The organism is Sphingomonas sp. jy18 (assembly GCF_056931895.1).
Window position 1 is genome coordinate 1 of record NZ_JBXPBT010000005.1, and the last position, 26804, is coordinate 26804.

Sequence of the window (26804 nt, forward strand, 5' to 3'; positions counted from 1 at the left end):
AAACCCAACAACAGACGAGGCCCGCACTCCGCTAATTTACGCCGCGACCTGTGCCAAATGTTCTGACGACGGACAGCAAGGAGACGCCGGAAAGCCAGCGTGGCAAGCTCATGGGCATTTACCAGTGCTCTCATCGGGCAGGACCGACCGACCAGTTTCTGTCTCCGGCTGGTCTGCAGCGGAAGCGGGCTGTTGAACGGAAGACCTCCTCCTGGGCCAATGCGATCGAGGCGATCAGGGCGTGGAGCATTCCCCCTGACGTTGCCCCGTTCGTGGCTGACTTCGCCCCGATAACCTACGATCCGAGTGCTGGCACTCCGATCAGCCGATATGGCAGATGGCTTGCGCCGGAAGAGGCGCGCAAGATCCTCGAGCTCGATCTCGTCCCGGAACCGACCTTCTGGGGCAGCGAGGTCGTGGAAAGCGCGCTGGCCCCTGCCCGCGAGGCACTCAAGCCGAGCAGGCCGGGCCCGGTGTCGCAATCCGGCTATTTCGTGGCTGAGGCGGAGGGGCCAAAGCACCTCTACATCCTTCAGTTGGTCGGCAATGCCGATGATTTTCTCGGTCGATCGATCGATGGCCAACTGATCATCAAGGTGGGATTCTCGCGCAGCCCCGATAGCCGATGCCGCGCCCATAACAGTGCCTTGCCCCGGGGTGCGTTCACGTGGAAGGTGCTGAAGTCTTCGCTGATCGAGGGCCGCGAGCCGTTCGCACCGTCGCATGCGGCCAAATACGGTGAGCAGCAGATGATCGAAGTGCTCGTAGACCGAGGGGACAGTCTCGGCGGCGAATTCTTCCTCGCCTCAGAAAAGGTGATTGAAGAAGTCTGGGCAATGGGATTGCAGGCCGCACAAGGCTGGAAGGGGTCGCAATAGATGGAAGCCCGCAACAAGAAGATCGATGACTGGTTTGCCATGATCAAGCAGGGGCAGATCATGCTGCCCCGGTTCCAGCGGCACGAGGCATGGCGCCAGGCCCAGGTGGTGGGTTCGCTTGAGAATATCCTGCGCGATCCTCCCTTGCCGATTGGCGCGCTGCTCACTCTGGAGGTTGGCGACAAGGAATTGTTCCATTCGCGCCCCATCGTCGGAGCGCCCAAACCCGCCGGGAAGGTGATGTTGCACCTGCTCGACGGGCAGCAGCGCATGACCGCGTTGTGGCGCAGCCTGACAGGGGACTATCGCCGCGACGGGATCGACGTTCTGGTAAAACTTGCCCCGGACGATGAGGACGAGGAGGCAGGCCAGGACGACGAGGCGATCGACGCGCCCAAGGTCGAAATCGTCAAACGTTGGGATCGAAAGGGTGTCTTGCAGCCAGTGTGGGCGAACAACCCCGTGACGATGTTCGAGCAAGGCTACCTGCCTGTCACGATCCTATGCCCCGGTGCCGAGGGCGAGGCAGCGCTTGAAGCCTGGGAAGATGCTCTGGATGAAGCGGGCCTTCTGACGAAGGCGTTGACCAAGCGCGCATCGGCGCTGCGCCAGCGTGTCAGCGGCTACAATATCCCCTTCCTGTCGCTCACATCCTCGACAGGTCGAGACACAGCGCTGGACGTGTTCATCAAGATGAATACGTCTGCCACCCCGTTAAAGGATTTCGATATTGTTGTTGCGCAGCTTGAAAGCGCGACCGGCGATAGCCTCCATGACATGGTCGGGGAACTGGTCGCCTCGGTGCCTGCCGCGCGAGATTTTGGTCGCATCGAGGACAGCATCCTGTCGGTGGCCGCGCTGCTGATGGAACGTCCCCCACTCAAGAAGACCTACCTTGATACCTCCTTTGGTAACAAGTTCGCTTCGGTCTGGGATCGCCTGAAGCACGGCTTTAAGCATGGGATCGCGTTTTTGCGGTCTGAAGCGATTCTCAATGAGCAGTGCCTGCCCAGCGACGTCGCAGTGTACCTGATTTGCGCGCTATGGGCGGATGTTCCGGAACACGGGTTCGACGCAGGTGGGAACGCCCGGACACTGATCCGAAAAGCGCTTTGGCGCGCCTGCTACACGAATAGGTATGGCAAGACTTCGGCGACCAGAGCCTTCGCGGACTACAAGTCTTTGCGCGACATCATCGCTGGCAAGACCGACACGGCATGCGAGCTGTTTGACGAGATATTCAATCCCCTTCCTGCCAAGGAAGAGATGGTTCTGGCTGGATGGCCAGGCCGCAAGGATCGCTTGCCGCGGGCCATGCTGGCAACGGGTCTACGCCGCGGAGCCCTCGATTTTGCCGACGGCGCCTCAATCACGCCCGACAATTTTCATGGGCGCGAGTTCCATCATCTCTACCCTGTCGGGGTCTTGAGCGGCGACCGCGCCGACGAAAAGGTGAATCGCGCACTCAATTGCGCCCTCATCAGTTGGACCACCAACCGCAAGGTGGGCGCGCAAACCCCGTCCGAGTACATCTCAAAGAGAGCAGCCAAGGCATCATTGGGCGAAAATGTCGTGCGTCAGCGGCTTGAAAGCCATCTCGTGCCCTTCGACGCGCTTGTCGGAAACGACTATGACGCCTTCCTTGTGGCACGAGCAGAGCTAATGCATGCGGACATGACCAGCCTTTGCGAGGGGGCGACGCCGCAATGACCTCCGCTCGCCCCGTCCCCGCCGTATCATTCCAGACCGCCCGCAGCGGCGCCTCGACCAATGCCAACGAACTCGGCATGCGCCCGATGCAGGAGCGCGCCTACAACAAGCGCGGCGAGCAATACCTGCTGATCAAGTCGCCTCCCGCCTCGGGAAAGAGCCGGGCGCTGATGTTCATCGCGCTCGACAAGCTTCACAATCAGGGGCTGCGGCAAGCGATCATCGTGGTGCCGGAGAAGTCCATCGGCGGCAGCTTCGGTGACGAACCGCTGTCACAATACGGGTTCTGGGCAGACTGGACAGTGAAGCCCAAGTGGAACCTGTGCAACACGCCCGGCGCGGATGACGAGAAGGCCGATCCGTCCAAGATCAAGGCGGTCGGCCAATTCCTCGAGAGCGAAGATCAGGTGCTGGTCTGCACTCATGCCACCTTCCGCTTCGCCGTGGAGCGGTTCGGCGTGGAGGCGTTCGACGATCGCCTGATCGCCGTGGATGAGTTCCACCACGTCTCGGCCGGCGAAGACAACCGCCTCGGCAACCAGCTCACGGAGTTCATTGCCCGCGACAAGGTGCATATCGTGGCGATGACTGGCAGTTATTTCCGCGGCGATGCGGTGCCGGTTTTGACCCCCGAGGACGAGGCGAAGTTCGAGACCGTCACCTACACCTACTACGAGCAGCTCAACGGGTATGAGCACCTCAAGCAGCTCGACATCGGCTATTTCTTCTACACCGGGCGCTACCTGGAGGCGATCGAGCACTGCCTCGATCCGTCGCGCAAGACGATCGTGCACATCCCGTCGGTCAACGCTCGGGAAAGCACCAAGGACAAGGTGGCCGAGGTCAACGAGATACTCCACTACCTCGGCAAATGGCAGGGGGCCGATCCGGTCACGGGGTTCGAGTTGGTGGCGTTGCCCGATGGCCGGGTGCTCAAGATCGCCGATCTGGTCGACGACAGCGATCCGGCACGCAGGGCGAAAGTGCTGGCTGCGCTCAAGGACCCGGCACACAAGAATGATCGCAACCACGTCGATATCATCATTGCGCTGGGAATGGCGAAGGAAGGCTTCGACTGGATCTGGTGCGAGCACGCGCTGACAGTGGGCTATCGCTCCAGCCTGACCGAAATCATCCAGATCATTGGACGCGCCACCCGCGATGCGCCCGGCAAGTCGGTCGCAACCTTCACCAACCTGATCGCCGAGCCTGATGCCTCGGAAGCCGCCGTTGCTGATGCGATCAACGACACCCTCAAGGCGATCGCCGCCAGCCTGCTTATGGAACAGGTGCTGGCCCCGCGGTTCACCTTCAGCCCCAAGAGCGCGGGCCCGCTGCCCGATTTCGACTACGGGCCGGAAGGCTACCAAGAGGGCAAGGCTAACGTCGGCGTCAACGAGGAGCGCGGGCAGTATCACTTCGAGATCGCCGGTCTTGTGACGCCCAAGAGCCCCGAAGCTGCCCGCATCTGCGAACAGGACCTCAACGAGGTGATCGCCGCCTTCGTCCAGAAGAAGAGCGTCGCCGAGCGCGGATTGTTCGACGAGAACACCGCGCCGCAGGAAATGACCCAGGTCGCCATGGGCAAGATCGTCCGTGATCGCTATCCCGACCTTAGTGCCGAGGACCAGGAGGCGGTCCGACAGCATGCGATTGCGGCGCTGAACCTGACCCAGAAGGCAAAGTCACTGGCGATGGAGACGGCTGACGTGACCGAAGGCGAGCAGCGCGCCAACACCGCGTTGCTTGAAGGGGTCCGACAATATGCAATGGACGTGCGCGAGCTCGACATCGACCTCATCGACAGCATTAACCCATGGCATGCCGCCTACGCGGTTCTGGCCAAGGCCATGACTGAGAGCACCCTCAAGCAGGTCCAAGCTGCGATTTCGGCCAAGCGCACCAAGATCCTGCCGGACGAGGCCAAGGAGCTCGCCGTCGCCGCCGTCAAGTTCAAGAAGGAGCGTGGCCGCGTTCCGTCGATCACGTCGAGCGATGCCTGGGAACAGCGCCTTGCAGAGGGTGCGGCTGCCTTTATGCGCTTCCGTGAGGAAGGCCGATATGAGTGAATTCGATCTCGACGAGCTCGCAGGCGAACTTGCCGATTTCGCTCCCGCAGCGAAGAAGCAGGCAACCTACACACCGCAGCAAGAGCGGATCATCGCGGGCTTCGAGGATATCGTACGCTTCTATCAGGAGCACGGCCGCGTGCCGCAGCATGGTGAGGGACGCGACATCTTCGAGCGGCTATATGCCGTCCGCCTCGATCGCCTGCGTGCGCAGCAGGACTGCCGGGACCTTTTGGCAACCTTCGATCAGCATGGCCTGCTGGATGGGGCGGCCGCCATTGCCCCTGACGACGCGGAACTCGGCGTGGACGATCTGGCCTCGGAGTTGGCAGATCTTGACGACGGCTCTGACATCACCCGGCTCCGGCATGTTCGGTCGGCAGAGGAAAAGCGGGCTGCGGAAGAGATTGCCCGCCGTGATAAGTGTCAGGACTTTGAGAAGTTCAAACCACTGTTCGAGCAGGTGAAGCAGGACCTCGGCTCGGGCACGCGGGTGACCCGGCCCTTTGAGCTGAAGGCGGAAATCCGGCCCGGGGCCTTCTTCATCGTTGGCGGGCTCATCAGCTACGTTGCCGAAATGGACGACATCTTCACCAACGCGCAGGGCCGCACTGACGCCCGGCTGCGGGTGATTTTCGACAACGGCACCGAAAGCGGCATGCTGATGCGATCACTCCAGCGTCAGCTCCATGAGGATGATGCCGGGCGCCGGATCACAGACCCTTCGCCTGGCCCTTTGTTTGCTGATCGACCGGACGATGGCGAAGCCGAGACTGGCACCATCTACGTCCTCCGCAGCAAGTCAGAGCATCCCTTCGTGACCGAGCACCGCGAGGTGGTGCACAAGATCGGCGTCACCAGTGGATCGGTCGAGACCCGGATTTCCGGTGCGGAGAAAAGTGCGACGTACCTGCTCGCGGGCGTTGATGTTGTGGCGACCTACAAGGTCTACGGCGTCAATTGTCAGAAGCTGGAAAGTCTCCTGCACAAGGTGTTCGCCGCCGCGCAGCTGGACCTGACGATCCCAGACCGGTTCGGCCACATGGTCAAGCCGCGCGAGTGGTTTGTGGTTCCGCTCCCGGTGATTGATGAAGCTGTCGAACGGATCCGTGACAGGTCGATCACGGCCTATCGCTATTCGCCGGATGTCGGTCAGCTGGTAACTGCGACATGAGCTGTCCACCAGACCCAACGCCATCTCGCTTCCGAATCGAGTCGTAGGCCAAACCTATGTCATCTTGGCTGTAGTTTCAGCGGCCCCAAGCTATGAATTGAAGCTAGAAAAAGCCTTCCGATTTTGACAGTTACGGGGCAGGTTTTGGATGCCAACTATAGTTTAGGTGGGGAACCGTGTGGGTAAGATTTAATCTTAGGCCATTTAGCATTTGATATTAAAACGAAATTCGACGAATTTAGGCGGACTCCGTCTCCGCCAATGGCTTATCCCCACATGGCCTGATTCATTCTCGAAAGCCCAGCTTTTCTGCGGCTTTGCGGGTGAGATGGCACCCGCCGTGATTTTGAGCGGGGCAGCGTCAGCAAGATGTCGCTGGCCCTGGCGCGCGAGCGCTCACGCGAGATTCGCATCTGGATGGAGATGGGGCTCGACCCGCTGTTCGATCGCAGGAAGCTGGTCGGTATCTCGACATTCAGGGAAGGGGCGGCCAAGGTGCTGGCAGCCCACAAGAAGACCTGGCGCAACCAGAAGCATGAAGGCCAGTGAATGGCGACGCTGACCGCCTATGCCTTCCCCCACATTGGCGATGTCAAGGTCAACGAGATCACCGGCCCGATGATCCGCAACTTGCTGTCCGAGATCTGGCTGTCGAAGCCCGAGACGGCACGGCGGGTGCGCCAGCGCATAGGCACAATTTTAGGTCGTAAACTCATAAAATGCACGTTCGAGGCGGCAAAATGGCGAAGATATCGGGTTCAGGCGGCCGCCGCGGGTGGTGGTTCCACCTGCAAGGCCGTCTGGAGCCGAGATCGAAGCCATTTCGCCGCCCCGACGGGGTTCGACCCATTTTGTCCAGGGCTGCATCGGCAAAGCTTGAAATATCGACATATTCCTGCGCCTTGCCTCTTTGCCCTGAACAAAATGGCCTCGAACCTCGAACGCGCATTTTATGAGTTTACGACCTAATTGGACGTAGGCTCCTGTGGCACCATACTACAATCGTGTGAGCCTCAGCCTATCACGTTGCAAATCGAAGCCACTCTGTCGGTCGAAAAATCTTCGGAACGATCGCCCCGAAGGCACTTGCGGTGTGGCAATCATTCGCGGCAAGATCTTAGCCGGTTCGGGTGTTGTCGATTAGACCGGCGGCGGCTGCGAATAGCGTACCGCCAAGTCGTCCAATCCCGGCATTCCCCTTTTTGGCATATGCCGACGCCGCACGCATCGACGGACGATGAGTGCGGCGTCAGGTACTGCATAGCCGGGATCTCAGACTGTAGCGATGATGAGGTAGTTCAACTTGTCGAGGAAGGTCGCTATTGGCCCGCTGTACGTCCGACCGCCACGTGCCCAGGACCAGTATGTGAAGCTGACCGTGCCGTTGGCGGAGTTGAAACTGATCGGCGACTCCAGCGCGATCGCATGGTTGCCAGTCAAGGTAGGATCGATCAGTTCAACCTTCAGACACATGACCATGTCCTGATTGGCGGCCTTGGCCCCGACGGCGAGGACATGCGCCTGAGTCTTGTCCTTGTCGAGCGCTACAGTCGACCAGAATTTGGTGCCATTATACCATTTCTCCAGTTCGTCTTCGAAAGATCCGATCGCGACTGTTTCTTCCGGCGTTCCTTCGAAATCGAGTATATCGTTTTCCGAGTCGCGCAATGCCGACATCGCCATCCAGCTCGCCTGAGCAGGTAGAGCGGGATGTTTCGCTTTGATCGCGGGCCAGTCGGCGTTCATCAGATCGCTGTCAGGCGAGACCTTGAGCTGACCGATAAAGCCAGTGCCGCCGCTGTAGAGTGCTTTGGCAAAGGAACGCCATTCATCGGGTTTGCGCTGGATGACGTGCCGCAGGAAAGCCGCTTCGCCGCACAGCCCGAGCGCTCCCTGATCGAGCGAATCCGGCGCCAAGGCAAACGCCTCGATCTCGGACAGGACGGTGGCCTTGGTGAGATGTTTCCATGGCGAAGCCTTACCGCCGCCCGCACTTGTCTGTGTCGAGCCAAGTGCCGCCGCGATGCTCTCGAATACCGTCGATGTCCCGTCGGGATGGGTTTGCGAAACATTGACAGGGCGACCTTCTTCGACCGCCTTGGCCGCCGCCTTGCCGATCTCGCTGTCCTTGGCGGTGTTGTCGGGCTCGTCGGCCGTCGTCTTACCGTTGATCTTGGCCCGGATAGACTCCTCGGTAAGCTTCTTGGCGGTGCCTTCGTCGAGCAGATTGTCGGCTTGGGCCTTCTTGATCGTGTCGATGGTGCCGTCGGTGCCGCGCTGTGCTGATGCAAGCGTAGCGAGCTCTGCCGCCTTGTCGGCGAAATGTTTGGCGCTTTCCTGGTTCGACAGCATGGCCTGCAGCGAATTCTTTTGTGTTTCGCTAAGGCCGGTGATGTCGGGGAACAGTCCCGACTTGCCGAGCAGGGCCATCGTGGCTTCGAGCGTTGCGCCAGGATTGGGTGCAGCAGGCGCATTCTGCATGGCAATGATCGGTGCCGGGAATGGCGTAGGGTTGAGTGCGCCCGGGTCGCTACGCTGCGGCGGGTTGGTGCCGATCGGGTTGATTGCTGTCGGCTCATCGGGATTGGGCGATTCTTCCCAGCGCCAGAAGCGGCTGTCGTCCTTTTTCTCGCAACTGTTGCACGCACCCATCACTGCCTCGGCAAACACGCCGCGGGTCGGCACGCTGATACGATAGGGAGGAATCGGTGTTGTCGGCTCATAATGACCGAGCAGATCGACAGGTTTCATCAGCGGCTTGCCGTCCGCTCCGAACACCGGATTGCCCTGATCGTCGCGTTCGGGCTCGGGCTGGTAGCTCGGGTCGAGCTTGTATCCTGGTGCCACCGGCATGATCAGCGAATTGCCGGCGATACCGATAACGCGATTCTCGACCACTGAAGCGACGCTCTTGCCGCCCGAATGCGGCGCGATGAACCCATCGAGCAGCATGAAGCGGCGCTGCGGGTCCATCCGTTGCCAGATCGAGCGGTGATAATATTCGAGACTGCCGTTGAGGTGGACCAGCAGTCGACGAACCAGTTCCTCGTCTTCCTTTTTCGGATTGCGCATCTCGTCGCTGCTCAGCGGCGTGAACAGGACGACATTGTCCGACGGGATCAGATTGCCGCCGCCGAAATCGATCGTGGCGCTCTTGAGGTCGTTATTGACCGCATCGTTGCGGATCAGCGTTCCGTCGTAATGCTGGGTGCGGTAGCGCAGCATGGCACGCCGTACGACCACTCGCGAGCGGGCGGCTTGAGTCAGGTCGTGCGTCGAGAAAATGACGAACTTGGCGATCTGTTCACGGGTGACAGGCAGCTCCGCCATGTTGGGGCGGATCGAGACATATTGCGGCACCGACCGCGCATAACGGCTGACCAATGTCGCATCGAGGTCGAGATCATGCCGGTTTCCGTCCCGGTCGATTGCGGCAAACTTGAGCCCGGCCACGAAACGCTGGGCGATTTCCGGGGCGATCTCTTCCTGAAAGATTTTGTCGCGTTCGGCCCGCACACGCTTCTCGAGTTTGGAGCGCAACTCGTTGATGCCATAGGGCAAGAACATCAGGAAGATGTTCCAGCGCTGCGCATCGAGCAGCTTGTCGACTTCCTCCTCATCGCCCTCCTTGTCTTCGGGGCGGTTGAGCTCGAGTTCGATGTAGAGATCGCCGGACAAATCCAGCACCTTTTCCGCTGCGAACGTGGTGGCCGGCTGCTGCTGGGCGCCCGGCGGAGCCAGGCGCCGCTCGATCGCGCTGAATGCTTCCGCCAGCGGTTTCTTGCGGTAGGATATGCCCCCGGTCGCGAGCCGGTGGACGCTGCGGCTTCCGGGATCGCGCAGGGTGGCGCGCAGAATGTCCATCCAGCGGATCACCTTTTCCTCGGTAAAGGGCGACATCAACAGCGGCACGAACAGGCATTCCTGCACGTGGCTCAGCTTTTGCTCGATCACATAATGGCGCAGCACCTCGAAATATTGGATGGTGATGGCGTGACAGTGGTTGTGATTGGCCACTACCTCGGTCTCGACGCGAAACTGCTCGGCCTGTCTTGCCGTCTGAACAACCGTGGCGCGCTGGTTGCGCACGCTGGAGGCACCTTGCTGGATATTGTCACGCAGCTGGCTGAGCCCGGTCGCCGAAGTATTCCTGCTGCTGTCCTGCCAGGCGCTGGCGCTGGAACTGCCCGACGATGCCGAATAGCCGCCGGCCACGCCGAGAAAGACAGGACCAAGCAACGCGCCGACCCCGGCACCGATCCCGCCGGCCTCGCCCGAGGTCTTGGACCGGCTGCCGCCGCGCATCTGCTCGCTGACCGATCCCTGCGTTATGTCGAGGATGTCGCGGTTGTGGGAGAGATAGGCATCGAGCGATTCATCGGCATGGCTTGCCTCATCGCGCCGACCGAATTCGGTGCGATCCCAGTCGAAAACGACGATCTGCTTTTTCTGTCCGGGCGCGAGCGGCAGGCTGTACAGGAGATCGCCGAGCGAATAGCCGTCCGCCTTCCACACCTGTTTGAAATAAAGGATATGGCCATGGGCGATGGTTGTCGCTTGGTAGAATGTCGGTTCTGAGTCCCAGTCGACAGCATTGCTGGCGTTGAGCTGGCCACGGCCATTGAACATCTGGAACAGGCTGGGATCGATCTGCACGGCTTCGGCGAAATTCCACTTGAATGCCGACAAAGCCGAAAAGCTCGTCTCTCGCACCATCGTCATCGGCAAGCCAGATATCGATCCGCTGCCGGATCGGTTTGTCGCTTCATCGCCAATGATCAGTTCTGCCGCACGCTTATGCCAGAGTTGGTCGCGCTGCTCGATATTCGACAGGGTGGTGCCCTTTACCAAAGGCTCCGATGTCCGGACTGCCATCGAATAGGTGAATTCCTCGAGCGTGCGGTTGGGAATAGTAAAATTGGTGCAGCTGCCGCCAATGTCCTGAGAATAGGCACCATTGGCGGCAACCAGTTCGTCCTGATCCGGAAGGCGCGGGGCGCCGACGCCGCAATGGCAATCATCCTCCTCTGTGGCGGCGTCCGTGCTGTCGACCACCAGATAGACGAAGGGTGGCAGCCGACCGCCGGTATCCGCCGCGCCGCCTTCGAGCGCGACGGTGACGGCGGTTTCCGGGCGGCTGTTGGCGGTCCCGCTGACCGTCGCGATGACGCCGCCGAACATCTGCTTGGGACGCTCGGCGGAAAAGCCGCCGAGCGAGTCGGTTTGCGTCACCAAAAAAACCGAAGGCTGCTCGCCGTCGGCGATCACCCAGAAGGCGACCTGGCGGTTGCGAACAGCCGCACCGTCGAACTGAATGACTTTGCCCTTCAATTTCTCGGGGCGCGCGGCATCGGCGCGAGGGTCGGTGGTCAGTGTCGGGACATTGGCGGCTGGGATGGTGACTACAGCTTCCTTCGGCAGATTGGCAAAGGCCACCGACGCGGTGCCGGCGATGCGACCGTCGGGATAGCGGGCCGTCAGCTTGACCGGTGCCTCGGCAAGCTTTTCCCTGTCAGGCAAAGCCAGAATAAAAGCGTTGCCGTCGGCGAGCTCTGCGGCCGCAGAGCCCTCCCCTACATCATCGCTGCGCGTGAAAGCGGCATCGACACGATAGCCATCGAAGCCGGTTGTGACCCCAGGCTGACCTTCGATCTCGATCTTGCCGTGCAGTTGGACCGGGGTCCCCCGCGGCCGAGGCTCAGGATCAGGCCCTGGGTCGGGGACCGGGCGCGGCGCCGGCTCCTCCGCGGCCGTCACGTTGATTTCGACTGGTGTCTGCGCGCGCAGCAGAGGAATAAGCTCGTCGCGTTCCAGCCGGGCAATGCCGCGCTCAGCACCTTTGCCGTCGCGAACGGTAAACACCGTCAGCATGCTCGGTGCGCGCGCGCCGATCGCTTGCTCGGGGAAATCGAAGGTCAGAAGCCCGCCGGAGGTGGCAGCTGCCTCGAACGAAAGTCGGGCCAATTTAAGCCCGAGCTCATCATCACCAGTTCGGGCGAAACTCATCGTGGCGGTGAAGCCATCGAAACGCATGCGTTGTCCGTCGATACCGACGAGTTTGCCCTTGAGTTCCATAGTCCTTGTCCTTCTGAGCCGACTGAGGCCGGTGCGCTGAGATCTGGTGCGATCCGAAGGAAAGGATGGTCAGGTGCCGCCGCTTGAGTATCGACGTATCGTGACAGCCTATGCGCCCTCTAAGGCGACTCGTTGAGGCCACTGTCTAGACGAACGGCCAGGCAACTTGCGTGACACCCATCACGACGCAGATCGCGAGCAAACATGATTACCGAAAGGTTGCCGGATCGCATCGGTGCAGAATCAAGGTCGCCTGCTGGTCCGGCCACTTTGCGCAAAAAAACCGAATGGTCGGCCGGGGACAGTCGTGGAACAAGCTGCACATTCGCTGCTCTGGATCGCGCGCAAATGCCGCCGCTATTGACAGTGGCGTGTTCGCCTTCATTCTGTGCGGCGGGGAGAGCGTGCCATGGGCAAGCCAGCATCTCGAGCATCCAGACGGCAGTTGATCTTTCTGTTTCTTGCCTGTTTGATCGCACCCGTGACCTTGGCGAGTCTTGCCATTGCCCAGACTGCCGGTCCGGATACGGTGCGTGTCTGCTTTGACTTGAATGGCGAGATTGCGTGCGACGAAGTCGACGGGATCGATGGCGGTGCCGGCGGCGTGAAACAGCCGGGGGCGCTGGCGGAACTGGACCCGGCGATCAGCGCGTCCGATCCGGCAACGGCCGAGACCGGGCAGGTGGCGATTGTCCCCCGCAGCGTGCTGGTCAATCCGATCAGCGGCAATGCCCCGTCGGGCGGCAGCAGTGGCGGTGTTGGCGGGGATCGGGTGACCCCGGGTGAAGCGCGGTGGCAGGCGCAAATCTACCAGCCATGGTCGATGGCTTATTTCCGTTCCCGTGGCGTCAATCCTGCCGGCCGTCCGCTATGGCAGCTCCAGCATATCTGCGGTGGCGTGTTGATTGCACGCGATTGGCTGCTGACGGCAGCGCATTGCCTGACCAATGCCGATGGCGCGCGCCGCCCCGGCTATCGGGTCAGGCTCGGCGTGGTCGATTTCGCGCGTGAAGGCGGCTGGACTTACATGATCGACCGCGTCGTGCGCTATCCACTCTATCGCGATCCCGTGGAAGGTGGGCCGCCGCGGACCCTCTACGACATAGCGCTGGTCCATTTCGTAGCGGATGGCGAAACCCGGCCCGATCCGTGGCCCGCGGATATGGTGCAGCCCATCCCCCTCGACACCCGCCCGGCGCCGATCAATGGCGATCCGGTCTATGCCACCGGCTGGGGACTGATGGCCGGCCGGACGCCGACGTCGGTGATGATGAAGGTACTGCTTGAGGTGGTCGGCAGCCAGGACTGCGCAACATTGTGGGGTGCCGTGCGCAACAATAGCGTGGTCTGTGCTGGTGGAGCCGGGCGGCAGACGTGCCAAGGTGATAGCGGTGGGCCCTTGGTCAACCGCATCGGGCCGCCACGGCTTATCGGCATCGTCAGCTATAATCTGTTCGAATGCCGTGGCCTTGCCAGTCGTCCAGGCGTTTACACCCGCGTCGCCGACCCGGTCTATGCCAACTGGATCAGGCAGACCGTCCGTTCACGGACCCGCCGATGACGTGGACCGGCGGCCAATGACCCGGGCCAGGGGCAGTCTATTGCTGTGCCTGCTGGGCAGCGCGCTGCTCTCGCCCGCGTCGGCACAGGTCATCGCTATCGATGGCGGGCTGGGGCAGGACTGCGGTGACAGTGATGCGGCGTGCAACCCGACTGTCGACGGCATCGTCATCGACAAGGCGATCAAGCGGCCGGCCGGTCTGCCGACGGTCGGCATCGCGCCCGCCGAAACGCCCGATGCGGAAGCGTCCGATGGCAATGCATCAATTGATCCACGCTTCCTGAGGATTGACGCCCGGCAGGCGCCTCGACCGCCCGTCGACACGGCTATGCCCGGTGCAGTTGGCGCACCCGCAGACCAGGCCGATGCGGCGGGCTCAGCGGCGGCATCCGCCGATCTCGGCCCGCCGGTACCCGGGCTGATGTCGCGCCGCTCAACGGGTGGTCGCCGGGCGTTGGCCGGGGAAGCCCGCTGGCAGGCGCAGATCTATCAGCCATGGTCGATGCAGCGCTTTGCCGCTGCCGGCATGGCCGATGGCCGGCCACTATGGCAATTGCAGCATATCTGTGGCGGCGTGCTGATTGCCCGCGACTGGCTGCTGACCGCAGCCCATTGCCTCGACAATGCCGACGGTGAGCGCCGCCCGGGCTATCGTGTCCGCCTGGGCGCGATCGATTTTTCACGCGAGGATGGCTGGACCTATGTCATCGACCGGGTCGTGCGTTATCCGGCGTACCGTGACCCGGCCCCCGGTGCGCCGCCGCGGACCCGCTATGATATTGCGCTGGTTCATTTCTCTCGCGACGCGGCCACGCGCGATGATGATCCTCCGCCCGATCTGGTCCGTCCGATCGCGCTCGACACCCGCCCGCATCCTGCCGATGGCGAGATCGTGCAATCCAGCGGCTGGGGGGTGATGGCGGGGCAACGGCCGACGGCGGTGATGATGCTGGTCAAGATGGATGTCGTTGCGGAGGAGCGCTGCGCCCGGCTGTGGGGCATGGCCCGCAATCCCAGCGTCGTCTGCGCTGGCCGCGAAAATGTCCAGACCTGTCAGGGTGACAGCGGCGGCCCGCTGGTCAATGTCCGCGGTGCTCCGCGGCTGATCGGCATCGTCAGCTTCAACCTGTCCGAATGCGTCGGCGATGCAGACCGGCCTGGCGTCTACACGCGCGTCGCAACGGCCGAATATTACAACTGGATCATAAAGATTACCGGGCTACCCCGTCCCGCGGCACAGTGACTGGCCAAGCGCCAGGTGCCTGACCGCGCAACCGGACAGCCCGGCGCGTCATCAGATCTTGTTGCCGCCGCCCGATTCGCCAGCGTCGGCCGGTGCCGTGTCCGCATCGGCGGGCGCTGCCGCACCATCGGTTGCTGCACCTTCGGCGGGCGCGGCTTCGGCTGGTGCCGCATCGGTCGGGGCTGCTTCAGTCGGTGCGGCTTCAGTCGCCGTTTCTTCAGCAGGCGCAGCTTCATTCTGCCCGCATCCGGCCAGTGCCATGCAGCCGATTGCCGCAGTCAATATCATCACTTTGCGCATGGTAATTTCCCCCAAGACGTTACGGCCTGGAGACTAACTGAAGCCCAGCGCCGATAGCAACCGAATAAAATCGGGCCGCTGCCGCAGCGGATCGAGCAACGGGTCAATCCTAAGGAAGATCAGTCCCGAATCGACGGCGCGATGGGCCAGCAGCAAAAGCCGCATTGCCTCGTCCGCCTCGTCCCATTGCGCAGCGATCTGTGCCTGCTGGTACAAGGTGAGCTGCCCGATGCCGAGCCCGTCGATCACCCGTGCCCGCGCCTGTTGCGCGGCGGCGGTCCCGCCCAGCCGGTGTTCGACGATGGCGAGCCCGGTTTCCCGGTACAAAGGGTTGCTCTCCTTGGCGAAAGCGTCACGTGCGCCGGCCATGTCCCCCAGCATATATCTGGCGGACGCCAAGCTGGCGTTGCTGTTGCCCAGCTCCGGGTTCTGCGCCAGCGCCGCCTCTATCGGCACGATGGCCTGACGATAACGGCGCGCGGCATAATGGACAAAGCCCAGCGCCAACTGGGTCAGCGGGTTCAGCGGGTCGAGCTCCACCGCGCGCGAGGCGCCGGCCAGCGCCTCGGCAGTGCGGCCGGTGTTGGCGCAATAGAGCGCGAAGCGGCCGATCACGCTCGCATCGCCACCGCCCAGTGCATAGGATCGGTCATAGGGTATCCGCGCCCGCGCCACTTCTAACCGTCCCTGGAACAGCACCGCGCCAAGCGTCGATTGCGCATCGGCGAAGTCGGGGGCGATGGTGACGGCGCGTTCGGCGGACCGCACCGCCATATCGGAATAGGCCTTGGCCTCCTCCTGACTGCCATATTGATTGGCGATGACCGTCAGCGATCGTGCCCGGGCGGCATGCGCCGCTGCAAATCCGGGGTCGAGCGTGATCGCGGCGTCGAACCGGTCGAGTGCAGCGCGTTCGCCGGCTTCGTCGACCGCGTTGGCGTAAAGGTCCCGACCGCGCAGATAGGCGTCATAGGCTGCGACGTTGGCGGTGCCGCCCACTGTCACGGCTGACGCTGCGGTGTCGGAGACGATGACGCTGGTCAGTGCAGCGGTCACCGCAGCGGCGATTTCGCTTTGCACTTCCAGAACATCACCCATCGGGCGTTCGAAGCTCTTGGTCCATGTGACGAGACCGGTCGAGCCGTCGATCAGCTCTGCGGCGATGCGCACCATCGTCTCACTGATGCGCACATTGCCATCGAGCAGAAAGGCAACGCCCAGCCTGGATGCCATCCGACGTGCGTCGGTATCGCTCTCTCGTGCGGCTGCCGATGACGCCTGTGCCGCGACCTTGAGAGCCGCGTTTCGCGACAGTTCGGCGCGCAACTCGGCCGACAGCCCTTCGGCGAAGTAATTGCGGTCATCGCCGCCCAGATTTTCGAACGGCAGCACAGCGACGCTGTTGGTTGTCGGACCAGCCTGGCCGATCAGACCGCTTTGCCACAGGCCGAAGGTGGTGGCGGCGACCAGCGTCGTTGCGCCACCCACCATGATGGCACGGCGGCTGATCAGCGGCGCGGTGGCGGTTGACGCAGGGCTGGCTGGGTCCTGGCCGCACAGGCGCGACACCGCGTCTATCATGCGGGCGCATTCGGGGGCCGTGCTGCGGCCGCGCCAGCTGCTGAAATCGATCGTCTGGAACTGCCGGAACCCCAGCGGCGGTTCGGTCCCGTCCAGCGATAGCGGCACCATGCAGTTGCGATCCCGACCGCGTGTCGCCTCGTCACGCACCCAGTGCGAATTTACCGATCTGGCCGACCATAGCACGACCACGGCACGCGCATTTTCCAGCGCCGCTTCGGTGGCCGGCAGAAACCGCTCCCCGCCGCCGATCATGCTGTCCCACCAGACGGTAAAGCCTGCCGCCTTCAGTGCGCTGACGATCGGCAGCGCCCGCTTCTGGTCGTCGCGCGTATAGCTGACAAAGACCGCGCAATGCGGTCCGTCGGTGGCCGGGCCGGGTGCGGCGGCCGGGTCGCTCATACCGGTACCGTGATGTGCTTGCCGGCAAACACCGCCTGCCAGCTTTCGATCTCGGCAACGACGACATCGTCGGCGGCGTGGGCCAGGTCTGCGACCCGTGCGTAGGTCAGCCCATCATCGGCGGATGTGGCCAGCACGGCAATGCGGCGGTGGATGGCGTCGAGCTTGTCCGACGCCACCTTTGAAATTGCAGCAAATCGCTCGAAGTCGCCAAAAAAGCGAATGCCGGCGATGGCCGCGCCAAAGGTCGGCAGGACCACGCCCAGCACCGTGAACAGCTTGGATGAATGATTGACCAGTTCGGGATCGATCATGCGCAGCTGCGCGCTCGCGACCAGCAGCAAATAGACCGACACCGAAAGGACTGCGAGCTGGAACAGCCGGAGCGAGAACCGGTCAAGATTATGGTGCACCGCAGCCAGCCGTTCGGCCTTGGCAGCATGATAATCGCGCTGCCGTTCGACATGCTGACCCAGCAGGCCGGTCAGCGCGCTGCGTAGATAGGCCGGGGTCACCGCGACAGATGGCAGGCCAACGCTGCGCAGCGCACGGCGTGCATAATGTTCCGGCCAAGATGTCGCCGAGCCCGCGCTCCATCGCCCCGGCGGCCTCGCCACTCCGATTGCCAGCATGATGGGGGCGTGTCTGAGATACTCGGCGACACGGCGGGTTTCAAACCATCGGTCATGCCATTGCCGTTTCTGCCCGATGGCGGTGATGCCCAGAATGAGCAGCAGCAACGCCAGTTCGAATAGGGCGAACGCCCATTTATGCTCGGGTGCGACCAGCGGCAGATAGGCAATCCCCCCCGAAATCGCGAGCGCCGACAGCAGGAAGTTGACGGTCATGCCGCTACGGTAACAATCGGACAGATACGCCGATATTCCGTCCGCCCAAGCAAAACGCTGCACGATCCGGGCATCGATCCGCGCTGCGAAATCGGCCGACAGACTGTCAAGCGTCGCAATGGTGTTCAACAGCGGGGCCGCGCTGCCGGCCGCAATAGTCTCCGGTGTCTCATAGGTCTGGGTCAGCGATGCAAAGCGCGCTGCCCATGTGCGCGATCCGAACAGCGTCTCCACCCGGCGATAACTGTGCCACATGGGGCGGCTTTGCTTGTGCCAGCGCTCGCTTTCCAGCGCCCGGACGCCGGCAGCACTGCTGTGGCGGGCCGTCGCGGCATCGCTATCCGCCTCCAGCGCGGTGCGGACGATGGCGCGCAGTTGTGCCTGCCGGGATCCGGCATCCTGCGCGGCTGGACTGGCGATGGCTTCAGGGGTGGTCAGGATGATCCATGCATCGGGCCTGGCCGGGTCGATCCAGAGCACCGGCATGCCGCATTCGAGCGCGCGAACGACCGTATCGCCGGTCCCGCCGGGCAGGGCGGTGGCAACGCCATCCCACACCGCGATCATCAGATCCGATTGTTCGATCAGGATACGCCCTGCAACCGCCACCCTTGCTGCCGATTCTGCCCTAAAAATTTGGGTCTTGGCGGCATCGCCGGGGGCGGCGAGGGCGTCGAGAAACAGCTGCCGGATGCGCACATCCTGTTCGGCCAGTTCGAACAGGTCGGCCGCAGCAGCCAGCGACTGGATGGCCGCCAGATTGAGCGCGGTTTGCGGATGGCGGGCCGGTCCACCAGCGCAGATAGAACGAGCATCGTCCAGATTGGTCGGATGGCTGTTGATCGCCGCATTCAATGCCTGACCGAATGGCAGCGGGCACTGCAGCCTGTATCCCCGCGCCAGGGCGATCCGTGCCGTCAACTGGTCGGTGCCGTCCGCCAACAACGTCGCAAGGCGCACAGCGGGCTGGCCCGTATCGCCGGAACAGGAGGGCAATTCGCCGATGCTGCTGTCTATGCTGTCCATTATGGCCGACAGGGCGGCTTCGATCCGGTCGGCGCCTTCAGCGTAACAGCCGTGGCTCTGGCGGTGGCCGGTGACCGAGATGGCAAATTGCGGGCGCGGCGCAGGGGGCGCAGCGACACGGATGTCGGTCATCGTAACGCCCTGTCCTGCGGTGTGACATTGCCGATCACCAGACGCCTCCCCTTCGCGGCATAGGAAACGCAATTGCAGTGCAAGTCAAAGGGCTTTTGCGGCGGAGCAGCAGGGCGATTATTTTGGCGTTGCTGCCACAAATGGAAGCGATTACGGACGACGCTGGATTAACGCCGTATGCCGCTGTCCACGCTAGTGCGTCACTTGCCGTGGCGGCCCCCCTCTTCCTCCCTTCATCGATGGTGAGCCATGCCTTCCGGATTAGCCGCGCTACTCGACGATATCGCCGCCATCACCAAGATGGCCGCCGCGTCGGTCGATGACATCGGCGCTGCCGCGGCCAAGGCGGGGAGCAAGGCCGCCGGGGTGGTGGTGGACGATGCGGCGGTCACGCCGCGCTATGTCACCGGCTTTACCCCGGCGCGCGAACTGCCGATCATCTGGGCGATCGCCAAGGGATCGCTCAGGAACAAGCTCCTGATCCTGCTGCCCGCGGCGATGCTGCTCAGCGCCTTCCTGCCCTGGGCGATCACCCCGCTGCTGATGCTGGGCGGCGCCTTCCTCTGTTTCGAAGGCGCGGAAAAGGTGATCGAGGCATTCGGCGGCGCCAAGCATGGCGAGACGGTAGAGGATGTCATCACCGATCCCGAAACGTTCGAGAAGGAACGCGTGGCGGGCGCGGTGCGCACCGATTTCATCCTGTCGGCAGAGATCATGGCGATCGCGCTCGATACGGTGAAGGACAGCGGCATCGTCCAGCAGGGCGTGACACTGGCGGTGGTCGCTGTCGGCATCACCGTGCTGGTCTATGGCGCGGTCGGCCTGATCGTGAAGATGGACGATATCGGCCTCCACCTCGCCGAGCGCGCCGACAAGGCGTCGCAGGCATTCGGGCGCGGGCTGCTGATTGCCATGCCCAAGGTGATGGCGGGCCTGTCCGTCATCGGCATCGCCGCAATGCTGTGGGTCGGCGGGCAGATCGTGCTGCACGGTGCCGGGCTGATGGGCCTGCATGGGCCGGAAGAGCTGGTCCACGGCATCGGCCATGGTGCCGGCGCGCTGGTGCCCGCGGCTGCGGGTGCGGTCACCTGGGTCGTGCAGGCCGCTCTGTCCGGCGTGTTCGGCCTCATCCTCGGCGGGATCATCGCCGCCATCGTCCACCAGGTGCAAAAAGCACGCGGCAAGGCGCACTGAGCCAAGCACGATAGATGCGGCTCCCCTGCAAAGGCAGGGGCACGTGATTTTCCAGCTGAAACTTCGCTTTCGTTATGCTGGCTGCGCCATTAGCTTCCCGTCGCATGACCGACTGGACCCCCGAAATCGAAGACCTGGCCCGCCGCCGCGCCATGGCGGAGCAGATGGGCGGCGCGGAAAAGGTCGCGCGCCAGCACAGCCGCGGCAAGATGGATGCGCGCGCGCGGATCGCGGCGCTGGTCGATGCCGGCTCGTTCCGCGAAATCGGCAAGATTGCCGGGCGCGGCCGCTATGATGCCGACGGCAATCTGGTCGACCTTGCCGCCTCCAACTTCATCTTCGGACGCGCCGACATCGATGGCCGCCCGGTGGTCGCCTCCGCCGACGATTTCACCGTGCGGGGCGGCGCGGCGGATGCGGCGCTGCACCGCAAGTTCGTGCAGTGCGAGGCGATGGCGCATGAATATCGCCTGCCGCTGATCCGCATGATCGACGGCACCGGCGGCGGCGGCTCGGTAAAGACGCTCGAGGAGACGGGTTATACCTATATCCCGATGGTGCCGGGCTGGGGGGAGATTATCGCCAATCTCGAGACCGTGCCCGTCGTCGCACTGGCGCTCGGCCCCACCGCCGGTCTGGGCGCGGCGCGCACCGTTGCCAGCCATTACAGCCTGATGGTGCGTGGCCTCTCGCAATTGTTCGCCGCCGGCCCCGCCGTCGCCGCGGCGATCGGCGACACGCTCGACCGCGAAGAGCTGGGCGGGGTGGAGGTGCACACCCGCAACGGCGTGGTCGATGACGAGGTGGCATCGGAGGTGGAGGCCTTTGCCGCCGCCCGCCGCTTCCTCTCCTATCTGCCGTCGTCGATCCACAGCCTTGCCGCGCGCACCGCGCCCACCGACCGGGTCGAGCGGCGCGATCCGGCGCTGCTCTCCATCGTGCCGCGCGACGGGCGGCAGGTCTATTCGATGCGCAAGCTGCTCGGCCATGTCGTCGACAAGGGCAGCCTGTTCGAAATGGGCCGCCGCTGGGGCCGCGCGGCGATCACCGCCTTTGCCCGGCTGGATGGCTGGCCGGTGGCGGTGCTGGCCAGCGACCCGAGCTATCTCGGCGGTTCATGGGATGCCAAGACCAGCGAGAAAGCGGAACGTTTCGTCAAGCTGGCCGACCAGTTCCGCCTGCCCATCGTCCATCTGGTCGACAATCCCGGCTTCATGATCGGCGGCGAGGCGGAGCGCACCGGCACCATCCGCTATGGCGTGCAGGCGATGAACGCCATCTACCGCGCCCGCGTCCCCCTCGCCAGCGTCGTCATTCGCCGGGCCTATGGCATCGCCGGCAGCGCGATGAGCAACGCCGAACGCTTCCAGTACCGCTTCGCCTGGCCCAGCGGCGACTGGGGCAGCCTGCCGATCGAAGGCGGGGTCGAGGTTGCGTACAAGAGCGAGCTGGAGGCAGCGGCGGACCCCGCCGCGCATCTGGAGGCGATCCGCGAGCGCCTCAACAGGGTGCGATCACCGTTCCGCACGGCGGAGCGGTTCGGGGTGGAGGACATCATCGACCCGAGGGATACGCGGCCGTTGCTGTGCGAGTTTGCGGCGCTGGCGTGGGCGAAGTTGGGGGGGATGAGTGGGTCAATGGTTAAAAAGGAACAGAAGTTCATGTCCGATGATGCGTAGCGCGGGCTGATTGCGACATTATATATCGTTTTATGAACATATAAAGTCTCGGGTCGGGCATTGGGCGACCGGCAGCGGAGTGGACCGGAGAATGTGATGAAGCCTCAACTTCAATTTCGTATTGTGTTCCTAGAAATGTTGTAACTTCACTGTAACATTGTCGTATTATTTTTATTAATAGGTAGATGAGCTCCGCCGAAGGTTGGCTTTGATATCTAAATAAATTCAAAGACTTAGGCTTTACTTTGATGCGAATCGAGGGGCATGCAATGCGAAATTGGCTCACACCGGCGCTAGTTGCGACTGCCTTGCTGTCACTCCATACTGAATCTGGAAATGCCCAGACTCGCTCTGATAGCGGTTCAACCGGTTCGAGCAGTGTTCTCGGCGGCTCAAGGGCAGCTCCCAGCGGCTCTACAACTCAGACCACAGTCCTTCAGACCGACATCCTACCTGCAGATTTCCGCGGGGAAGTCACCTATCGCGGTACTTATTCTGGCAGCGTGAGAACGCGCGCTGATCGCATGCGGAATATCAGCATTGGCGAGGCGCTACGTTCCGTTACTTCGAGTCGGACGCTTCCCTTGAGTGGAGAGTATGAGATCACGATCCGGTATGACGGTGCCAATATTTCTGGGTCATTCGTGACACGCAGTGCCACCGGGCCGAACGGCGCTTCAATCGATCCGAGAGGCACAATCGTCGGCACCCGCAACGGCTCAACCTGCACATTCTCGGTCGGCGGAGCAACCGGAGGCGCTCCAGGCGTAGCCTATTGCGGGCGTGGTCGCTGGGAATGGATCGATGACGACGTGTTCAACCCGCAAGGACACCGAGTAGCTATCCGTGTATCCACTGTGCAGACGCGATTTGTCGATTTTGCAGAGCAGGACAGGGCGAGGGCATTGAATGCCGAAAGATCGCGCATTGCTGCTGCAGAGGCAGCTGCGCGCTATGCAGCATTACCAGATGCTGGGCCTGCGCTCACAAGAAGATTTGATGAATTGGTCCAGATTGATTCACGGGGCTGGGCCTTCAACCGCTATTCTGCAGGTAGTATGCGCAATGTGAAGATTATCGCTGGGCGAGCGGGATCGGGCACTTATGTGATGCGCGGCGAGTACACTTTTAATGGAACCCAGACCGGTTGGGTTGTCGCCGAAATGAACGGTCGAAATCTGAGTTGCATCCGATTCTGGGATTCGGTGGTCGGCTGTCGTGGCCTGCGAACTCCGGAGCAAGGGCAGGCTATGCGGAGTGCGCTGGCTGATCTGCTTAGGCCAAGTGAGGGGTCATCAGCACTGCGATCTGGCGAAGGATGCGATGAAAATTGTCAGATGGAACAATGGTACCAAAGTCAAGCAGACTGGGAGAGGCGGAGACCTCAGCCATAAATAGGATTGCTTGTTTAATCTAAATGGATATGTCGAATGATCTATTTTAGACTCGTCATTATTTCTATCCTTGCACTGGCAATCTCTTCATGCTCAAGCGCAGATAGTATCAAGACGTTACCACAATCTGTGGCTGATGCGTCAGAGCTTTGTTATTTTGCTTATAGTAGGAGTATTGCGGTCGGTGAAGAATTCGAAGATATTACGGACAGTCAAATATTAGTATCGGTATTTTTTTCTATGCAAACAGTTATAGAAAGAAATGGTGAGTCGGTGCCTGACTTGGAGCGGTACGCCGAGCACTCAAATGACGAAAAAATTGCTGACAAATATGCATCTTTAAATTTGACCGGACTTGTGGATGCGTGCGCTAACCGTTTTCCAATAGCGTTCGATCAACGTCCCGCGAATCTTCCGGACAACGAATTTGAACGAGATGCATTGTGCTATTACAGCACTGAGTGGGCAATTGGTGTGATTGATGGAGCTGCAGTGCGAAAGACAGAGCTATCTGAGAAGGTTGAGCAGGTTTATGATAACATTAGGAGAGATAGCGCAAGGTTACGCGAAATTGCGTCACACTTTGGGCTTGTTACTCCCGCCGATGGCGATAGATTGAGAGAAGAGTCGCTGGCTAGATCGATTGAAATTGGTAACTTGATATCAATTGTTAAATCATGTGCAAATCGTTAATTTATTGATTGATAATTTTGAATTTGGTAATAAGCTTCTAATAAATCACTCAAGCGCCGCGCGAAATTCGACGCCGCTGTAAATTCTAACGACATCTTTCTTAACCCACTCGTAACACCTCCAGCGCAAATCCCACAAAGACCATATAAACGGCGTGCACCCAACAACACCCTCCCCCCCCTACACCACCATCCTCGCACTCCAGCAATACTTCCGTCAGCAATTTCCACTATCGGCTTGCAGTCGCCGGCAACCATCACCATGCCATGGCAGACCAACCGGCACGAGAGGGGCGATCAATGCTGACCATTTGGAGCAAGGCGCGCGAACTGGCTGAGATGGCGCCGCCCGAGCGCAATCGCTGGGTGGATTTCCTGCGCGCGGTCTCGATCCTCGCGGTGGTGTTCGGCCATTGGCTGATGGCCGGGCTCTATGTCGATCTCGCCGGCACGCTGCAGCGCGGGGACTTGCTCAGCGTCTCGTCCTGGGCGCACTGGCTGACCTGGGTGTTCCAGGTGATGCCGGTGTTCTTCCTGGTCGGGGGCTATTCCAACGGGGTCAGTTGGGACGCGACGCTGCGCAAGGCGGAGCTGGGGCAGGCGGGCAACTATCGCGGCTGGCTGGCCAGCCGGGTGCAGCGGCTGATCACCCCGACCTTTCCGGTGCTGCTGTTGTGGGCGGCGCTCGCGGTGATCATGACGCAGGTCGGCCTGCCGCGCGCGCAGATCCGCATGGCGACCGAGGCGGCGCTGATCCCCGTCTGGTTCCTGTCGGTGTACCTGCTGGTGACGGCCTTCACACCGCTCGCCTACCGCGCGTGGCAACGCTTCGGCTGGCTCAGCTTTGCCGTCTATGTGCCGCTGGCGATGCTGACCGACTGGCTGACCTTCACCGTCCATGTCCCCTATGTGAACTTCACCAACTTTCTGTGGGTGTTCCTCGCGATCCATCAGCTCGGCTTTGCGTGGCGCGACGGGCGGTTTGCCAATCGCCTGTTCGCGGGGGCGTGGTTTGCCGTGTCGCTGGCGATCCTCGTCTCGATCACCGTCTACGGCTTCTATCCGGTGTCGATGGTCTCCGCTCCCGGCGGCTTTTCCAACTCCCTCCCGCCGACGCTGGCGTTGTTTGCGCTGGGCATGGCGCAGGTGGGGCTGGTGCTCGCGCTCGAACCGCTGGGACGCAAGATGCTGGGCAATCTCAGGCTATGGACAGCGACCGTGCTGATGAACGGCATGATCATGACCGTCTATCTGTGGCACCTGACCGCCTTCGTGCTGGTGATGACCATCGTCTGGCTGGGGCTGGGCGGCATCGGGCTTGATTCGGTGCCGGGCAGCGGCGCATGGTGGGCGACGCGGCCGCTGTGGCTGGCGGTCTACATCGTCGCGTTGCTGCCGATGATCGCCATCTTCGCGCGGCACGAGCGCAGCTTCGGCCCCATCCGTGGCGGCCGCACTGTCCCGAAACTGCGCGCAGCGCTGGGCGTGCTGGCGATCTGCATCGGCCTCGGCGCCACTGCGGGGGTGACGATCGCCAGTCCGGAAGGCCTCTCCGGGGTCCGCTGGTGGGTGATCGCCCTGCCGCTGGTCGGCGCGGCGCTGCTCGGCTTCGGCCCGGTCTACCGGCCGAGCGCGGAGACCAAGGCGGCGAGGGATGCGCTGAAGCGCTAGCGCGCTCTGCCGCTGGTCAGCAGCCGGCGGCGCAGGCGGGATCGCTGCTCCACCAGCCGATGCGCAGCAGCATCTGGCCCTGTTCGGTACGCGGGTCGGTGGCGATGCTGGTGACCTGCCCGGCGACCGGTGCGGTCAACGTCACGCGGATGCGGCCGAAGGCATCGGAGATGGTGGCGACCGGCTGGCCTTCGGTCACCCGGTCGTTGAGACCGACCAGCAGTCGCGCCCAGCCGGCCTCGGTGGCGCGCACCTGCTCCTGATCATTGGCGACAAACGGGGTGACGGTGGCGGCGGGGGCCGAACCGGCGGGCAGCATGCCCGTGCGCATCATCAGCCGCATCAGTCCCTCGACCGCGCGGGCGTTCATCCGCGCATCGAACGCCTCGGGGGCGCCAAGTTCCAGGGTGATGGCGGGCACGCCGCGCGGCACCATCTCGTTTTCCACCGTGCCGCGTTCGCCGGGGTCGAGCCGGATGGTGTCGGGCGCAATCGCCTCGGCAATCTGCCGCGCCTCGGGCGAGGAGACGAAGCTGTACATGTTGTAGGCAGTGCCGCGCGACTGGGTGTGGAGATCGACCATGCGATCGGCATTGCGGATCATCAGCCGGTGCCAAAGGCGGTGGGCATAGGCGCGCGACAGGCTGCTGGCCAGATCGTCCTCGCCCGGCATCACCCGGTTGAGATTGTCGCCATCGGTGCCGCCATGCGGGGTGAACAGCCGGGTGCTGTTGATCAGCCCCGGGGTGTTGAGCCCGGGCACCAGCGTCAGCGTGCCGGAGAGCCGCGCCGGCTCGATGCGGTTGGCGAGCTGCTGCAGCACGTCGATGCCGTTGAGTTCGTCACCATGGATGCCTGCGGTGAGCAGCAGGCGCGGCCCGTCCTGTTCGCCGCGAATGACGATCACCGGCACCAGCAGCGGCTGGCCGATGCCATTGTCCCCGGCGCGGAACCAGTAGCGGTGGATGCCGGCCGGCAGGCCAGCGGCGTCGAGCTGGTCGATCACCACCTCGCCGTTCACCCGATCGCCGGTTTCGCTCGCCTGGGCCAGCAGCGGCGATGCGGTGGCGAGCGCGGCCGAGCAGAAGAGGAGGCGGACGAGGCTGTGCATGAGGTAACGCTCCGGCAATGAGATGCCGGAGCGCTACCCGATGCGTCGCGCCGCGCCAAGCGGG

General features: G+C 62.5%; 17 protein-coding genes. 12 read left to right on the top strand and 5 right to left on the bottom strand.

Features of this window, described 5'->3' with window-relative positions:
* The first annotated feature begins 272 nt into the window (after nt 1–272).
* The 6 genes from AC0QC4_RS12795 (at nt 273) to AC0QC4_RS12820 (ending at nt 6800) form a co-directional block, all read left to right on the top strand.
* On the top strand, nt 273–878 hold the full coding sequence (locus AC0QC4_RS12795; protein ID WP_483660303.1) for a hypothetical protein: 606 nt from the start codon (nt 273–275) through the stop codon (nt 876–878).
* Nucleotides 879–2588: a GmrSD restriction endonuclease domain-containing protein gene (locus tag AC0QC4_RS12800; protein ID WP_483660304.1), complete on the top strand. Its 1710-nt coding sequence runs from the start codon at nt 879–881 to the stop codon at nt 2586–2588. It abuts the gene before it with no gap.
* Nucleotides 2585–4657 (top strand): DEAD/DEAH box helicase, encoded by a 2073-nt coding sequence (locus AC0QC4_RS12805; protein ID WP_483660305.1) that lies wholly within the window; start codon nt 2585–2587, stop codon nt 4655–4657. The genes AC0QC4_RS12800 and AC0QC4_RS12805 overlap by 4 nt, the downstream gene beginning before the upstream one ends.
* Complete coding sequence (locus tag AC0QC4_RS12810) at nt 4650–5831, top strand: GIY-YIG nuclease family protein (protein WP_483660306.1); 1182 nt, start codon at nt 4650–4652, stop codon at nt 5829–5831. Before AC0QC4_RS12805 ends, AC0QC4_RS12810 begins: the two co-directional genes overlap by 8 nt.
* A 369-nt stretch (nt 5832–6200) precedes the next feature.
* Nucleotides 6201–6380 carry a hypothetical protein gene (locus AC0QC4_RS12815; protein WP_483660307.1) on the top strand — a complete coding sequence of 60 codons (180 nt, stop codon included), beginning with the start codon at nt 6201–6203 and terminating at the stop codon, nt 6378–6380.
* Nucleotides 6381–6800: a phage integrase central domain-containing protein gene (locus AC0QC4_RS12820; protein WP_483660308.1), complete on the top strand. Its 420-nt coding sequence runs from the start codon at nt 6381–6383 to the stop codon at nt 6798–6800.
* Between the two features lie 303 nt (nt 6801–7103).
* Here AC0QC4_RS12820 and AC0QC4_RS12825 read toward each other — a convergent pair whose 3' ends face one another.
* Entirely contained in the window at nt 7104–11906 is a 4803-nt protein-coding gene (locus AC0QC4_RS12825) for a hypothetical protein (protein ID WP_483660309.1), read from the bottom strand.
* A gap of 481 nt (nt 11907–12387) precedes the next feature.
* Here AC0QC4_RS12825 and AC0QC4_RS12830 point away from each other — a divergent pair, with 481 nt between their 5' ends.
* Nucleotides 12388–13467 (top strand): serine protease, encoded by a 1080-nt coding sequence (locus AC0QC4_RS12830; RefSeq protein ID WP_483660310.1) that lies wholly within the window; start codon nt 12388–12390, stop codon nt 13465–13467.
* Between the two features lie 16 nt (nt 13468–13483).
* A complete protein-coding gene (locus tag AC0QC4_RS12835; protein WP_483660311.1) occupies nt 13484–14710 on the top strand; it encodes a serine protease in 1227 nt (408 codons plus the stop codon).
* Between the two features lie 51 nt (nt 14711–14761).
* Here AC0QC4_RS12835 and AC0QC4_RS12840 read toward each other — a convergent pair whose 3' ends face one another.
* From AC0QC4_RS12840 to AC0QC4_RS12850, 3 genes are read right to left on the bottom strand one after another with little or no spacing between them, the layout of a single operon-like run.
* A complete protein-coding gene (locus tag AC0QC4_RS12840; RefSeq protein ID WP_483660312.1) occupies nt 14762–15010 on the bottom strand; it encodes a hypothetical protein in 249 nt (82 codons plus the stop codon).
* 33 nt (nt 15011–15043) lie between these two features.
* Nucleotides 15044–16993 (bottom strand): TIR domain-containing protein, encoded by a 1950-nt coding sequence (locus AC0QC4_RS12845; RefSeq protein WP_483660313.1) that lies wholly within the window; start codon nt 16991–16993, stop codon nt 15044–15046.
* The gene (locus AC0QC4_RS12850; RefSeq protein ID WP_483660314.1) at nt 16990–18999 is read right to left on the bottom strand and encodes a hypothetical protein; all 2010 of its coding nucleotides are present in this window, start codon (nt 18997–18999) and stop codon (nt 16990–16992) included. The genes AC0QC4_RS12845 and AC0QC4_RS12850 overlap by 4 nt, the downstream gene beginning before the upstream one ends.
* 249 nt (nt 19000–19248) lie before the next feature.
* Between AC0QC4_RS12850 and AC0QC4_RS12855 the strand changes: the two genes are divergently transcribed.
* The 4 genes from AC0QC4_RS12855 to AC0QC4_RS12870 all read left to right on the top strand — a co-directional run bounded on the left by AC0QC4_RS12855 (nt 19249) and on the right by AC0QC4_RS12870 (nt 25629).
* Entirely contained in the window at nt 19249–20193 is a 945-nt protein-coding gene (locus tag AC0QC4_RS12855; protein ID WP_483660315.1) for a DUF808 domain-containing protein, read from the top strand.
* 104 nt (nt 20194–20297) lie between these two features.
* Nucleotides 20298–21872, top strand: a complete 1575-nt coding sequence (locus AC0QC4_RS12860) for an acyl-CoA carboxylase subunit beta (RefSeq protein WP_483660316.1) — start codon at nt 20298–20300, stop codon at nt 21870–21872.
* 1430 nt (nt 21873–23302) lie between these two features.
* Nucleotides 23303–23959: a hypothetical protein gene (locus AC0QC4_RS12865; protein WP_483660317.1), complete on the top strand. Its 657-nt coding sequence runs from the start codon at nt 23303–23305 to the stop codon at nt 23957–23959.
* Nucleotides 23960–24258: 299 nt separating this feature from the next.
* Nucleotides 24259–25629, top strand: a complete 1371-nt coding sequence (locus AC0QC4_RS12870; protein ID WP_483660318.1) for an acyltransferase family protein — start codon at nt 24259–24261, stop codon at nt 25627–25629.
* Nucleotides 25630–25645: 16 nt separating this feature from the next.
* Here the strand turns inward: AC0QC4_RS12870 and AC0QC4_RS12875 are convergent, their stop codons facing one another.
* Nucleotides 25646–26740, bottom strand: coding sequence for a succinylglutamate desuccinylase/aspartoacylase family protein (locus AC0QC4_RS12875; RefSeq protein WP_483660319.1), 1095 nt, complete (start codon nt 26738–26740; stop codon nt 25646–25648).
* Nucleotides 26741–26804 lie beyond the last annotated feature (64 nt).